Annotated in this window: 18 protein-coding genes and 1 pseudogene; 5 read left to right on the top strand and 14 right to left on the bottom strand. The window is 61.7% G+C overall.

The window, feature by feature from the left end:
- Positions 1-51: 51 nt before the first annotated feature.
- The 3 genes from ACOIX3_RS31640 (at position 52) to ACOIX3_RS31650 (ending at position 3,509) form a co-directional block, all read left to right on the top strand.
- Positions 52-1,839 carry a thiamine pyrophosphate-requiring protein gene (locus ACOIX3_RS31640; RefSeq protein WP_420965883.1) on the top strand — a complete coding sequence of 596 codons (1,788 nt, stop codon included), beginning with the start codon at positions 52-54 and terminating at the stop codon, positions 1,837-1,839.
- 142 nt (positions 1,840-1,981) lie between these two features.
- Positions 1,982-2,734 (top strand): DUF72 domain-containing protein, encoded by a 753-nt coding sequence (locus ACOIX3_RS31645; RefSeq protein ID WP_420965884.1) that lies wholly within the window; start codon positions 1,982-1,984, stop codon positions 2,732-2,734.
- Positions 2,700-3,509 (top strand): MgtC/SapB family protein, encoded by an 810-nt coding sequence (locus ACOIX3_RS31650; RefSeq protein ID WP_420965885.1) that lies wholly within the window; start codon positions 2,700-2,702, stop codon positions 3,507-3,509. Before ACOIX3_RS31645 ends, ACOIX3_RS31650 begins: the two co-directional genes overlap by 35 nt.
- An 82-nt stretch (positions 3,510-3,591) precedes the next feature.
- Here the strand turns inward: ACOIX3_RS31650 and ACOIX3_RS31655 are convergent, their stop codons facing one another.
- From ACOIX3_RS31655 to ACOIX3_RS31680, 6 genes are all read right to left on the bottom strand, one after another.
- Positions 3,592-3,804: a hypothetical protein gene (locus tag ACOIX3_RS31655; RefSeq protein ID WP_092117690.1), complete on the bottom strand. Its 213-nt coding sequence runs from the start codon at positions 3,802-3,804 to the stop codon at positions 3,592-3,594.
- 14 nt (positions 3,805-3,818) lie between these two features.
- Positions 3,819-3,992 (bottom strand): hypothetical protein, encoded by a 174-nt coding sequence (locus ACOIX3_RS31660; protein WP_420965887.1) that lies wholly within the window; start codon positions 3,990-3,992, stop codon positions 3,819-3,821.
- A gap of 93 nt (positions 3,993-4,085) precedes the next feature.
- On the bottom strand, positions 4,086-4,244 hold the full coding sequence (locus tag ACOIX3_RS31665; RefSeq protein WP_420965888.1) for a hypothetical protein: 159 nt from the start codon (positions 4,242-4,244) through the stop codon (positions 4,086-4,088).
- Between the two features lie 221 nt (positions 4,245-4,465).
- Positions 4,466-4,720 (bottom strand): four-helix bundle copper-binding protein, encoded by a 255-nt coding sequence (locus ACOIX3_RS31670; RefSeq protein ID WP_420971836.1) that lies wholly within the window; start codon positions 4,718-4,720, stop codon positions 4,466-4,468.
- Between the two features lie 72 nt (positions 4,721-4,792).
- Positions 4,793-5,353, bottom strand: coding sequence for a type 1 glutamine amidotransferase domain-containing protein (locus tag ACOIX3_RS31675; RefSeq protein WP_420965889.1), 561 nt, complete (start codon positions 5,351-5,353; stop codon positions 4,793-4,795).
- A 67-nt stretch (positions 5,354-5,420) separates the two neighbouring features.
- Complete coding sequence (locus ACOIX3_RS31680) at positions 5,421-5,651, bottom strand: hypothetical protein (protein WP_420965890.1); 231 nt, start codon at positions 5,649-5,651, stop codon at positions 5,421-5,423.
- 186 nt (positions 5,652-5,837) lie between these two features.
- Between ACOIX3_RS31680 and ACOIX3_RS31685 the strand changes: the two genes are divergently transcribed.
- Positions 5,838-6,977: an MFS transporter gene (locus ACOIX3_RS31685; protein WP_420971837.1), complete on the top strand. Its 1,140-nt coding sequence runs from the start codon at positions 5,838-5,840 to the stop codon at positions 6,975-6,977.
- A 15-nt stretch (positions 6,978-6,992) separates the two neighbouring features.
- Here ACOIX3_RS31685 and ACOIX3_RS31690 read toward each other — a convergent pair whose 3' ends face one another.
- The 6 genes from ACOIX3_RS31690 to ACOIX3_RS31715 form a co-directional block, all read right to left on the bottom strand.
- Positions 6,993-8,078, bottom strand: a complete 1,086-nt coding sequence (locus tag ACOIX3_RS31690) for a YihY/virulence factor BrkB family protein (RefSeq protein ID WP_420965891.1) — start codon at positions 8,076-8,078, stop codon at positions 6,993-6,995.
- Positions 8,079-8,080: 2 nt separating this feature from the next.
- Positions 8,081-8,584, bottom strand: coding sequence for a hypothetical protein (locus ACOIX3_RS31695; protein WP_420965892.1), 504 nt, complete (start codon positions 8,582-8,584; stop codon positions 8,081-8,083).
- Between the two features lie 55 nt (positions 8,585-8,639).
- The gene (locus tag ACOIX3_RS31700; RefSeq protein ID WP_420965893.1) at positions 8,640-9,458 is read right to left on the bottom strand and encodes a mechanosensitive ion channel family protein; all 819 of its coding nucleotides are present in this window, start codon (positions 9,456-9,458) and stop codon (positions 8,640-8,642) included.
- A 104-nt stretch (positions 9,459-9,562) separates the two neighbouring features.
- Positions 9,563-10,006 carry a hypothetical protein gene (locus ACOIX3_RS31705; protein ID WP_420965894.1) on the bottom strand — a complete coding sequence of 148 codons (444 nt, stop codon included), beginning with the start codon at positions 10,004-10,006 and terminating at the stop codon, positions 9,563-9,565.
- Positions 10,007-10,010: 4 nt separating this feature from the next.
- Positions 10,011-10,232 (bottom strand): hypothetical protein, encoded by a 222-nt coding sequence (locus ACOIX3_RS31710; protein WP_420965896.1) that lies wholly within the window; start codon positions 10,230-10,232, stop codon positions 10,011-10,013.
- Between the two features lie 33 nt (positions 10,233-10,265).
- Positions 10,266-11,114 (bottom strand): hypothetical protein, encoded by an 849-nt coding sequence (locus tag ACOIX3_RS31715; RefSeq protein WP_420965897.1) that lies wholly within the window; start codon positions 11,112-11,114, stop codon positions 10,266-10,268.
- Positions 11,115-11,392: 278 nt separating this feature from the next.
- Here ACOIX3_RS31715 and ACOIX3_RS31720 point away from each other — a divergent pair.
- Positions 11,393-12,101 (top strand): annotated as a pseudogene (locus ACOIX3_RS31720) (HAD family hydrolase).
- Between the two features lie 133 nt (positions 12,102-12,234).
- On the opposite strand, the gene ACOIX3_RS31725 reads toward ACOIX3_RS31720, so the two are convergent.
- Together ACOIX3_RS31725 and ACOIX3_RS31730 are read right to left on the bottom strand one after the other, a co-directional pair.
- Complete coding sequence (locus ACOIX3_RS31725; protein ID WP_420971838.1) at positions 12,235-12,396, bottom strand: DUF2934 domain-containing protein; 162 nt, start codon at positions 12,394-12,396, stop codon at positions 12,235-12,237.
- A gap of 20 nt (positions 12,397-12,416) precedes the next feature.
- Complete coding sequence (locus ACOIX3_RS31730) at positions 12,417-12,596, bottom strand: DUF3606 domain-containing protein (RefSeq protein ID WP_092117711.1); 180 nt, start codon at positions 12,594-12,596, stop codon at positions 12,417-12,419.
- Between the last annotated feature and the right edge of the window lie 350 nt (positions 12,597-12,946).

The following is a 12,946-nucleotide window of genomic DNA, read 5'->3' on the forward strand; positions in this document are numbered from 1 at the left end:
GCGGGCCGGTCGAACCGTTCAGCCCCGAACGTCAGCCCGAGGTGGCCTCTCATGTCCAAAACTGTCAGCGACTTCATCGTCCACCGCCTGCACGATTGGGGTGTGCGGCATATCTTCGGCTACCCGGGCGACGGCATCAATGGCGTATTTGGCGCACTCAATCGCGCAGGCGGCCGCATCGAATTCATCCAGGCGCGTCACGAGGAAATGGCCGCGTTCATGGCGTCGGCTTACGCAAAGTTCTCCGGGCGTCTCGGCGTATGCATTGCGACATCGGGGCCGGGAGCCTCTCATCTCACAACCGGCCTCTATGACGCCCTGCTGGACCATCAGCCGGTGCTCGCCCTCGTCGGCCAGCAGGCGCGCAATGCGCTTGGCGGCCAGTATCAGCAGGAACTCGACCTCGTCTCCATGTTCAAGGACGTGGCTAGTGCCTATGTTGCCCAGGCCTCTACGCCTGCGCAGGTCCGCCATTTAATCGACCGCGCCGCGCGCATCGCGCTGGCCCGGCGCACCGTGACCGCGGTGATCCTTCCAAACGACCTTCAGGAAGAGACTTACCAGGACCCGCCGCGCGCCTATGGCACACTGCGCTCCAGCATCGGATACACCCCGCCCCGCGTCGTGAGGCATGAGACTGACCTCGGCCACGCCGCGGACATTCTTAATGCGGGAAAGAGGGTTGCCATGCTGATCGGAGCCGGCGCGCTTGGTGCGACCGACGAGGTCATCGCTGTCTCGGACCGGTTGTCAGCCGGCTGTGCGAAGGCGTTGCTTGGAAAGGCCGTCCTGCCCGACGACCTTCCTTGGGTCACCGGCTCGATCGGACTGCTCGGCACCGAGCCGAGCTACGACCTGATGATGGAGTGCGACACATTGTTGATGGTCGGCTCCGCCTTCCTCTACTCCGAATTCCTGCCCAAGGAAGGCAGCGCCCGCGGCGTGCAGATTGACATCGATGCCAGCATGCTGTCGATCCGCTTTCCGATGGAGGTCGGCCTGGTCGGCGACGCCGCCGAGACACTGCGCGCCTTGCTGCCGAGGTTGCAGCAGAAGAGCCAGGACGGATGGCGCAAATCGATCGAGGGCAAAGTGCGCGAGTGGTGGACGACACTAGAGGATCGCGCGCGGCAGCCCGCCAAGCCGGTCAATCCGCAGCGCGTCACCTGGGAGCTGTCGCCCCGCATTCCCGACCGCGCCATCATCACCAGCGATTCCGGCTCCTGCGCCAACTGGTTTGCTCGTGACCTCAAGATGCGGCGCGGCATCAACGCCTCGCTCTCGGGCGGCCTCGCCTCGATGGGAGCAGCGGTCCCCTACGCGATCGCGGCGAAATATGCTGCCCCCGACCGTCCCGTGATTGCCCTTGTCGGCGACGGCGCGATGCAAATGAACAATATGGCAGAGCTGATCACGGTCGCGAAATACTGGCGGCAGTGGAAAGACCATCGTTGGATCGTCTGCGTGTTCAACAATGAGGATCTCAATCAGGTCACCTGGGAGCAACGGATCTTCAATGCCGACCCGAAGTTCGAAGCGTCGCAGCGGATCCCAAACATCTCCTATTCCCGCTTTGCTGAGATGGTCGGACTGCGCGGCATCTATGTCGATCGACCCGATCTCGTCGGGCCGGCCTGGGATCAGGCCCTCGCAAGCGACGTTCCGGTGGTGTTGGAGGTGAAGACCGATCCGGAGGTGCCGCCACTGCCGCCGCACATCACGCTGGAGCAGGCCAAGAACTTCTCCATTGCCCTGGCCAAGGGCGACCCCAACGAAGTTGGCGTGATCCGTGGTGCCGCACGGCAGGTGCTGGAGACGATCCTTCCAGGCAAAGAGTAACACGACAGTTGAAGGTATGGGTCGGGAACGAACGCGTCCACTCCGCTGCGCTCGACGGTCTCGGTGCTGGGGTGGAAAGCTGGTATTTGCCAGTCGCAGCGGATCACCAAAGGCGACTTCGTAAACTAGCCCGGACCATGGCATGACGCGCATCCTGATTGGTACCTCCGGCTGGCACTATTCGTCCTGGCGCGGACCATTCTTTCCCAAGGGGTTGCCGCTCAAGCAGCAGCTCGACTATTACGCGACCCAGTTCCCGACCACGGAGCTGAACGGCGTGTTCTACCGCACGCCGACGGCGAAGGCGGTCACCGGTTGGCACGATGCGACGGGTGCGGATTTCGTCTTCGCCTGGAAGGCTTCAAAGTTCATCACGCACTGGAAACGCCTCTCCGCGAACTCGGTCAACAGCCTTGAATTGCTCGAAGACCGTCTATTATTGCTGCGCAACAAGGTGGGTCCGATCCTGTTTCAGCTTCCGCCGAATTTCACGATCGACGCCGATCGGCTGGCGTCGTTCCTGAAATTGCTGAAGCGGCGACGGCGCCATGCCTTCGAATTCCGTCACCCGAGCTGGTACTCGCCGCGTATCCTGAAACTCCTGGCGACCCGCAACATCGCACTCTGCATTTCCGATCATCACGACGCGCCGGCGCCTTGGAAGCGAACAGCCGACTTTGTCTATGTCCGCGGCCATGGTCCAGGCGGCCGATACAGCGGCCACTACAAGCCCGCCGAGCTGTCCGAGTGGGCGAAGCGCATCCGCGGCTGGAAGCGGCAGGGAAACGACGTATATGTCTATTTCGACAACGACCAGAAAAGCGCGGCGCCGGCCGACGCCAGAAGGCTTTGCGAACTGCTTGGATCTGCGCCTCCGCGACGGCCGACCCGATAGGAACGAACAAATCCACTCCGCATTGGCTCCCAGCAAAGGAACCGACACGGGATATGCCGCTTCATCCTACCTGGACCGACATAGCCATCCGCCTCGCCCTGACTGTTCTGGCGAGCGCCATCATCCGAGCGCCATCATCGGCTTTGACCGCGGTGCGCGCGGGCATGCCGCCGGGCTCAGGACCACAATTCTGGTCGGCCTCGCCGCTTCGCTGTCGATGATCCAGGCCAATCTCCTTCTCACCCTCGACGGAAAGGACGCGGGCTCTTTCGCGGTCATGGACCTGATGCGGCTACCGCTCGGCATTTTGACAGGCGTCGGCTTCATCGGTGGCGGTACGATCCTCAAGAGAGGCGATCTTGTGACCGGCGTGACGACGGCCGCGACCCTCTGGCTCATAACGGTGATTGGCCTGTGCCTCGGTGGCGGCGAGCTCGCGCTGGGCTGCGTCGCAACCGTCATCGGGGTTGTCACCCTCTCGGTTCTTAAATGGGTTGACCAGGCGATCCCGCGGCGCCACCGCGCGGCCCTGACCGTGACCTGTGAGGCCGATTTCGGCGTGATCAATGCGCTCCCAACGCTGATCGAGCCGCTGCACTACAGCAGCCGATTTCAGGAGCAGCGACGCCATGACGGCACCGCCTACGTCGACTATCTCTTTGAGATCTCGTGGCGACGTCCCGAAAGGGCTCCTCCGCCGGTCGAACTTTTACAATTGCTCGAAACGCACTACGTCATCAAGTCGTTCGAACTGACCACCGAGAATGGCAAGTAGTGCGCCGTTGGGCGCGCCAATTATGTCAGCTCCAACTACTCAGCCGGCTTGCCGAGCGTGACGAATTCCTGCGCGAGCGGTATCAGCTTGCGCGCTTGGTCAGAGCTGCCTCGCCCTCCTCGCGTCCGGGCACGCTGACATGGACCTCGTGCCCCATCCTGATCGCCAGCGCCGCAGCAGCTGCCGCCGACTCGAACGCCGCCTCCTTGGTGGCATATCCGCCGTTGACATTGCCATCATGCAGAACGCCCCATTCTTCGCCCGCGGCGACCACCGCATATTGAGCCAATCCCATCATGTCCTCCTAAGTCAGGGAAAGCACTGTGTCATGTCTTCATTCCGCTCATACCTCTCGCCGACAATTTCGTCGCCGGTCTGAACTGATCGCCTGTTGCGGAAATGATGCTGCATCACAGCGAAAATCAGGGCGGTCAGCAGCACAAGCGCTGCGATGCCGTAGATGATTTCCAGACCCATATCCATAGGTCACTCCAGATATTGCTGAACGCCCGGCTGAGGACGTTACCTGTTCGGCGAACGTCGCGATCATAGACAATGGCCATTGGTTCGCCCGTGTCATTGCGTGTTCGATTCATGCCATTTTTCAAGGTCCGGCTTCTCGTCTCCGGAGCGCTGCTCCTTCTCGGGATTGCCTTTCCAAGGCTTGTCAGTTTGCGTATGCGAACCCCAGTCGCTGGAACGCCCGGGATCCTGCGTCACGGGTTTTTTGTTCATGACAATCTCCTCAACAGGAGAAGCCCTGACACTCCGATGTGTTCCAAAACCCGCTGTTCAGGGCCCATCCACGACCGCCGAGACGACGCCGGCGAGGCGGGCTGGTCCCTCGGCGTGGTGCTAACGCGTCGGTGATCGCACTGCTGATCATCATTCTCGTCAACGTCTTGATGAGACAAATGCGAATTAACGTGTCGGCTGTCAAACGATGAAGGCTGCTGTCAAGCTGCCATCCTCCGGCACGATTCTGCGCACGCACCGCACATCACGACACATTCGTCCATGCCGCCGACGCGTTCACAATCCTCGCTGCATTCGCTGCAAATCTCCGCGCATTTGCAGCATATGTGCTTATGATGCGGGGAGTTGATCAACATGAAATGAGCCGCCGTCCGGCACATCTCCGCGCAGCCCATCATCAGGCGAAAATGCGCCGGCTCAACGTGCTTGCCGCCGGCGACGGGGCAATGGATCATCGCCGTGGCAAGGCAGGTCTTGTAACAGAAAAGACAGGGTCTCAACGCATCGGTTCATTTCTCCCCACCACCTCACGCTGCGCTACGCTGGGTATGCCGGCCTTCCCTCACCTCCTCGATGATCTTAGCGCTGAAGGCCTCAAGATCGCCGGGGTTTCGAGACGTCACGACGCCCTGGTCGACGACGACCTCGGCGTCCTGCCAGATTGCGCCGGCATTCGCCACGTCGGTCTTGATCGACTTGTAGGAGGTCATCCTACGGCCCTTGGTTATCCCGGTCTCGATCAACAGCCAAGGCGCATGACAGACAGCTGCGGCGATCTTCTTCGCCTCGAAGATTTCCTTGATGAACTTCAGCGCCTTGGGTTCGACACGCAGCAGGTCTGGATTGATCTGCCCGCCCGGCAGGACGACCGCGTCGTAGTCGGCGGCTGCCGCTTGATCCAGCGTCTTGTCGACCTTGACCGCACGTCCCCAATTCTTCTTGTCCCATCCCTTGATCTCGCCTGCGGCGATCGACACGATTTCGACCGTGGCGCCGGCCTTCGTCAAGCGATCGCGCGGCACTTCGAGCTCCGACTGTTCAAAGCCGTGCGTTGCGAGGATAGCAATTTTCTTGCCATTCAAATTCATGAGTTGCTCCGTTGGCGTTTTTCACCAGTTCATGATCAACGCGAAGCGGCACAGTTATGCGGCACAGCTATCTGACGTTCTGCGATGGCGAGCGTAATGCCTCCGTCAGCAACCGTCGCAGGTAGCGCAGGCCGTCATAGGTCAGCCTGGTTTCTCTCACCTCGCCCTGGGCGACCTGCGCCTCGAGAAACGTCTCAAGCTCGGGAAGCGCACAATCGAACTTATCTGCGATACCCATTAGCTCGCAGGTTTCCTTGATGCGTTCGATCGGTCTTTCCAGCACGTTGACCTGAACCATTTGGCTTAAGCGCGCGCGCTATTATTGGTTCCTATGCACATCGCCGCTTGCGCGGTTGCGGAAAAAATAGCATCCGCCTCGGCATCATTCAGCGATTACGTGCGTTCATGGAACATGCGCCATCGCCAGGCAAAAGCGTCCGCCGCACCTCCACATCTGTGGCCGCTGCTTGCCGTCAATTTCTTCATGGCGGACATGCAGTCGGGGATTGGGCCGTTCGTCGGGATCTTCTTGCAGATGCATGGCTGGACCAGCGGCCTGATCGGGACCGCACTGACGCTCGGCAATATCGCGGGCATGCTGATCACGACCCCGATCGGCGGCTGCATCGACACCACGAACCACAAGCAGGCGTGGGTGATCGTGCCCGGCGTCGCCGTCGTGGTGGCATCAGCCGTCATCCTGCTGTCGCAAACATTCTGGGCCGTTGCACTGTCCCAGGTCGCAACATCGATCGCGGGTGCAGCCATCGTTCCGGCGGTCACCGGTATCACGCTCGGCATCGTCAAGCAGCGCGGCTTTAACCGGCAGAACGGTCGCAACCAGGCCTTCAATCACGCCGGCAATATGACCGGCGCCGCGGCATCTGGCTATCTCGGCTGGCAATATGGCTACGGGGCAGTCTTCCTTCTCGCCGCCCTGTTTGGTGCGATCACGATCGCCTGCGTCCTTTTGATCCCGTCCGACAGCATCGATCACCGTGCGGCACGCGGAAAGGAAGATGATCCCGAAAGTCAGCCTCACGGATTTGCCGTGCTGGTTAAGCACAAGCCGCTCCTGGTGCTCGCGGTCGCGTTGGCCGTATTTCATCTCGGCAATGCAGCAATCGTACCGCTCTACGGCCTTGCCGCGGTTGCCGGCGGTCATGCTGATGGTCCGAGCTTTGTCGCAACCACGATCGTGGTGGCTCAGGGGGTGATGGTCCTAGCATCGATCGCCGGCATGCGCGCGGCCGAGCGCCGGAACTACTGGCCTGTCCTGCTGCTGTCGTTCCTGGCCTTGCCCATCCGCGGCGTGCTCGCTTTTTTTCTGTCCGGCTGGTGGGGCGTCCTGCCGGTGCAAATCCTCGACGGCATCGGCGCCGGCCTGCAAAGTGTCGCCGTACCTGGAATGGTTGCGCGATCGTTGAACGGAACAGGGCGTATCAATCTCGGGCAAGGCGCGGTCATTACCGTCCAAGGCGTTGGCGCGTCGCTTAGCCCCGCACTCGGCGGCTGGATCGCACAATGGATCGGCTATGGCCCAGCCTTCTTGGTGCTCGGTGGACTGGGGCTCCTGTCGGTTGCGATCTGGATCGCTTTCCGGTCAACCGTGCGGCGGTATTAGACAGCGAGCCTCTTGCTACGACACCCTGCCAACCGTATCCGTCATTCTTGCGCCCCGCGTCCCGAGTGGCTTGCCTCGGCCCTCGGTCGAATCGATGGCGGTCTGATGCTCGATCTCCGAGTTCAATTCCGCCCCGCACAGCACGATGATGGCGGACATCCACATCCAGGTCATCAAGCCAATGGCCGCGCCGAGCGAGCCATAGGTCGCGCTGTAATTTTCAAAGTTGGCAAGATACCAGGAGAGCAGCGCGGAACCGATCAGCCATAGCACAGCCGCCGCGACGGCGCCGACGCTGAGCCATTGCCAGCGCGGCTGGGTTCGGCTGGGGCCATAGCGGTAAAGCACCGCAAGCGCGGTGAGGAGCAGGAGCACCAGGATCGGCCACCGTCCGAACCGGACGATGAGCTCGGCCCGTGCGCCGAGGCCAACCTGCTGTAGCAGAAGGGGCACGACGACCACCGCTCCGACCATCAGCATGATCGAGACGAGGGCTGCGACGGTGAATGAGAGGGACATCAGGTTGAGCTTGAAGAAGCCCCGCTTCTCCTTCTCCTCGTAGACGACGTTGAGCGCATCGAAGATCGCCTTCATGCCGGCATTGGCGCTCCAGATCGCAATCAGCAGACCGACCGCAAAGGTCAGACCGAGCGTCGAGGTGCCCTTCGCCAGCACACGAGCGATCTGGTCCTGGACGATCGCGAATGAGCCTTCCGGGAGCATCAGCGCCAGACTCTGCAGATTGGACGAGATCGTGGACGGATCGGCGAACAGGCCGTAACTCGAGACCAGCGCGGTGATGGCCGGGAAGATCGCCAGCAGGCCGTAGAACACGACGCCGGCGGCGGTCGCCAGCAGCCGGTCCTCCTCGATCTGCTGATAGGTTCGCAGCAGAATGTCCTTCCAGCCTGCGGCCGGAATCTGGATCGGCGCCTCAGCCGGCCGTCCACGATCCTGCGTTTCGGCCAATGCGGGCTCGACACCCTGCTCCCGTTCGACCGGCGTCGCCGATCGCGACACATGTCGATAGATCGCCACGGTTGCCAGAGCCGTTGCACCGGCAAGCATCAGGTCGTTTGACCAACTGGAGCGCCGCGCCATCGCTAGTCCTGGATGGCGTCGTGCCGACGCCTGAGGCGCGATGCGGCGAACCAGCCGACGAGCATGATTGCAGCCCCGGCGGCCAGTGTCCGTGTCGTGAGATCGACGCTTGCCCCCGATCCCGACCCGGAGGTGACGATCAGCCGCGCCGCGACGGGCACGACGATGGCGCGCTTGAGCATGTCCGCCTGCCGGCTGGGGCGCGGCACCGCCGGCGCTGGACGTGCGAGCAGCATGCGCCCCGCCAGCAGTCCTACAAGCCCGAGGAGCAGGAAGGCGCCTCCGACCACGGCGTATGCGATCCAGATGTCGTAATGCAGCTCAAGGGCATGGAAGCCCGCGGCAACCCCGATCCCGAACGCAACCAGCAGCGAAACCGCGGCGACCAGCAGAAATCCGCACGCCACCGCGTAGCCGGTCACCAGGTGGGCGATCCATCGTCGCACGTCTCCGAGATAGGAGCGAAAGACCAGGCTCAGCGAAGGCGATCGGGTGTTGGCGCCCATGGCGGTATCCACTGCAAACCGGCATCCGACAACCCGGCAGGATCATCGACGTTCCCTACCCCGCCGCTTGAGACGGCTCCGGCCGGGCGGTGCCGGAATCGGTGAGCACGGCAGTGACGAGGTCCATGAGCCGCTGCCTGACGGCGTCGGCGTCGGTCGGTTTCGTCTTTGCGCTGACCGTCAGCTCGACGATGGGGTGCGCGGCATCGGAGATGTCGACCACTTTCGAGACATGCACTTCAGGCGCAGGCTGTGCCTCGATCCGGGAGTCCTCGCGCAGATGTTTCAGAAGTTGCTCGCCGATCCGCTTGATCGGCCGCCCCGCGCGGTCCGGAAACGACACCTTCACCTCGCCCGTGCCGGGATAGGTGCTGTGATTGATGATCGCGCTACCCCAAACCGATCCGTTGGGCAGCAGGATCTGGGTGTTGCCTGATGTGATCAGCTCGGTCATGAACAGCGACAAGGCCTGCACCTTGCCGGCCTTGCCGGCGACCTCGACGTCATCGCCGATCCGAAACGGTCTGAACAATAGGAGCATCACACCAGCAGCAAGGTTTGACAATGTCCCCTGCAAGGCCAGCCCAATCGCCAGTGATGTGGCGCCGAGTACCGCGACCAAGCTTGCCGTCTGAATGCCGAACAGCTGCAGCACGGCGATACCGACCACCGCGAGCACCGCATAGCGAGCAAGGCTGGACAGGAACACCGTCACCAGGGCGTCGACACGGTGCGTGGCGGCGAGCACCCGCAATACGAAGCGTTGCGCGATGCCCGATGCGTGCCATCCGAGGACAAAGAGCAGGATCGCAAAAACGGCGTTCAGTCCGTAGAGGACCAGCGTCGCCTGCAATGTTTCGAAATTGAGCGCCATCGGCCCTCCCTGCGGCGAAAACAACCGACGCGGCCGCCCCCGCAACTTCAAACGCGTCGGGGAAAACCACGTTCCCGCCGCGTGGCCGGCCGCCAACCGAGTGCTTAGCTGATCGGAGGGAGATTTGCGCGCGGCGGCAGGGAACTTGAGAACGGCCTCGCAACCATGAGGGTCGCGCGCTCGTCGGTTTCGAGCGCGATCTTCTGGGCGAGCATCACGTCCCCCGGCACCAGACAACCGACCGGCCGGAAGCACCAGCCAATCACAACGCGGCCTGTGTCGTCTATTTCATAGACGTTGGTCGATGTCCCGTAGCAAATTCGATATCGCTTGCCGGACTCCGAGCCGACGACGTCGAAGCGGTTGCATTTCTCGAACTGCGAGCGCTGCTCGGGCGACAACCATGCGGACATCAGCGCCAGCCCGCGCGCCTCGTTTCGTTCGCGGGCCTGCCAGCGCTCCCGGATCGCGGACAACGTCGCCCCCAGCGTGCCGACGGCGCGGCGCAGTGCGGACAGCAGAGGCACGGCGCGCGGGCGGGCCATCATGGCCTTAGCCGCCGACCAGCCTTGGATAGAACAAGGTTTCCTCGGCGGTCGGATCCAGCGCGCGGACGAGCGCGGCTTCGCCGGACGATTTCCGCACTGCGGCGGTGTAGCCATCCGACGTTAGTTCGGCGAAGCGCGCGTTCGCCCGGGCGAGTTGCTCGCTGTCCCTCGGATCGAAATGATGGCGAGTGTCGCCGGTGTGGTCCATGATCAAGATCGCTGCCATCTCTGTCTCCCTCGAGCACGTTCAATCAACGATTCAAACGATCGGTACGGCGGTGGTTGGCCTACCACCCATCCATTCTGGCAGTGGTGCGCCATCGCGGTGGCGACCTCCCGCGCAGGCCGCAACCCAAGCGGCGACCGCGCCGCACAGCAGCGCCGCCGCGGCAGAGAATGCCAGGATCACCGAACTCCGCCGCGACCGCTGGATGGCGGTTCTGGCATCACCCATGACGCTGTCGACGCGCCTTTCGGCGTCGGCAGCGGGCAGCCCGGTCGCAGCCGCGACCTGCTGGATCAGATAGCTGTGATCCTCGGTGCTCACGCCGCTATGGCCAGAGCTGGTCAGCAGGATGCGGCCTGCCTCAGCCCGTTCGTACCCGATGTCAATATTGGCCGGACGCCGTGGCGACCGGTACAGGCGATCCAGCTCCGCACTCAGCAACGGCTCCGCCGCCGTGGCAGACGGCCGGTTCTGGATCGTCGGACGCGCGGCCGACAGTCCGACCAGCGCGACAACCGCCGTGCCCACGATGACGGCAAGCGCCCAGGCGGTCAGACCATGAAGCCCGTCGCTGCTTTCGATCACATCGGCCGGCGTTGCGCCGATCACGCGCTGCGCACGGCCAGCAATGTAGCCGCCGACGCCGAAGCTGACCAGCGCCTGCAGGATCAGGTACAGGCCGGACAGCAGCGCTAGCGCAGACGATGCATCGCGCCATGACGGTGAGCTTGAGCTGACGCCAAGGCCGATCGCAGCGCCGAAGCTGATCAAGATCAGCGATAGAGCCGCCGCGGCGAGCGCACCCGCGAAGACCGGGCTCCATTGCAGTCGCAAGCCGCCCTTATTGTCGACGACGTCGGCAACACTTTGGTGACTGTCCATGATGCGCCTACCGCAATCCAAAGAACGACAGCACCGCAAGGATGACCACGATCAGTCCCACCAGATAAATCAGCTGGTTCATGCAAGTCTCCTCCGCTCAATTCGTCCTGACAATCTGGCCAGGAAGCCAAAGTTCCTATGCGAGCCAATGAGCACGATGCGGGAATGAAAACTGGCGAGCGGATAGTAACAGTCGCAGAAGAATCGCGCGACTTCGCGAAAGCGGGCCGCAGACCAACTGGAAACCGGCCATCTCGACTGAAGCGCCATCGCACGGGATGAGCACTTCAGAGTCACTTGCTACCTCGCAGGAGGACTTTGAGTTGCCAAGAGCCGCCATCTTCGATTTGGACGGAACGCTTGTGGACTCGGTGGATGTTCATGCGATTGCATGGCAGGAAGCTATGCTCAAATTCGGCCACGACGTGAGCTTCGAGCAGGTTCGAAGCCAGATTGGCAAAGGAGGAGACAAGCTCATTCCCGTCTTTCTGTCGGCAGACGAGCAACGGGACCACGGCAAGGAATTGGAAGAATGGCGCGGCAATCGCTTCAAGACAAAATACCTGCCGCTGGTGCGTCCCTTTTCGGCGGTTCCAGATCTACTGCGGAGCGCGCGCAACATCGGACTTCGGATCGCTATCGCCTCCTCGGCCAAGGGAGATGAACTCGACACGTACCTCGATATCGCTGGCATCAGTGACTTGGTCGACGTGACGACTTCTTCCGATGATGTAGAGGAATCGAAACCTGCGCCGGACATCTTCGAAATTGCTCTCCGGAAGCTCAAGATCGAAGGATCCGATGCTGTCGCAATCGGTGATACGCCTTACGATTCCGTCGCAGCGCGGAAGGCAAACATCTTGACTATTGGCGTCCTTTGCGGCGGGTTTACTGAAAGCTCACTAAGGCAAGCCGGATGCGCCGACATTATATCCCGGACCGGCCGCGCTGTTCGTTTGTTTCAGAAACTCACTTCTTGCAAGATAACCGGAACGACGGATCATATGGTCCGCCAGTGGGCCGAACAGCGCGAGAAGTTCAGGCGCGATCATCCGCCAAGGCAGGCATGGACAGTTGCCTTGCCCAACCGATGCGGCTCAAAATCGGAGAGGTGAGTTGGTCACCCCGGAATCGTGGTCTTGTTGGGTTGGTCGGTCTCCGCTGGCGCGTCAGGGCTCTCGCTTTCTGCATTTAACTCAACTTCCGCCGCGTGCCAGAATTCGGCGTCCCGGCCTTCTGGCTTCCCCTCTCTCTCCCAGAGTAGGTGTGCATAGTCTCGTATCTGCTATTCGGTCGCCATGCCTACTCCTTAATGCCCAACTCTTTGCGCACCGTCGCCGCAGAATTCCCGACCTTGTCGACGGCCTTCTGAAGTTCTTCCTTCGACACGCCAAGCGCATGGGTCCAGTATTTGACCTCGAAGGGCTCGTGCATGTTTATCTTCGAGCGGTCCGGCTGTTCCTTTTTCGTTAGATTGTCCATCGGACCTTCGCTACGCATGCGGGACGACTTTGGCCCACGCACATATCAATGCGTCGACCGCGATAGCCTTTTCATCACCGATGAAATTCGGTGAAAAGTTGCCTAACCGACTTCGCTACTTCCGCGGTTAGATCAGCCACCTTCTCCAACTATTCCTCCCGGAACGACCGACCAACGCGGCCTAAAAACCTTTGTTCCTCGCGTCGATTGAGGGCCAGAAGAATGGGATCGATCGGTGGACTGGACAAAGTGCACGCATTGCGGTCAGCGGCTCAAGCCCATGATGTCTCTGGATCAGCGCACCGACCTGACCTGCCTACGCTGCGGTAAGATTGAGCAACGATCGGACA

Source organism: Bradyrhizobium sp. B120 (assembly GCF_049075665.1).
Taxonomy (GTDB): domain Bacteria; phylum Pseudomonadota; class Alphaproteobacteria; order Rhizobiales; family Xanthobacteraceae; genus Bradyrhizobium.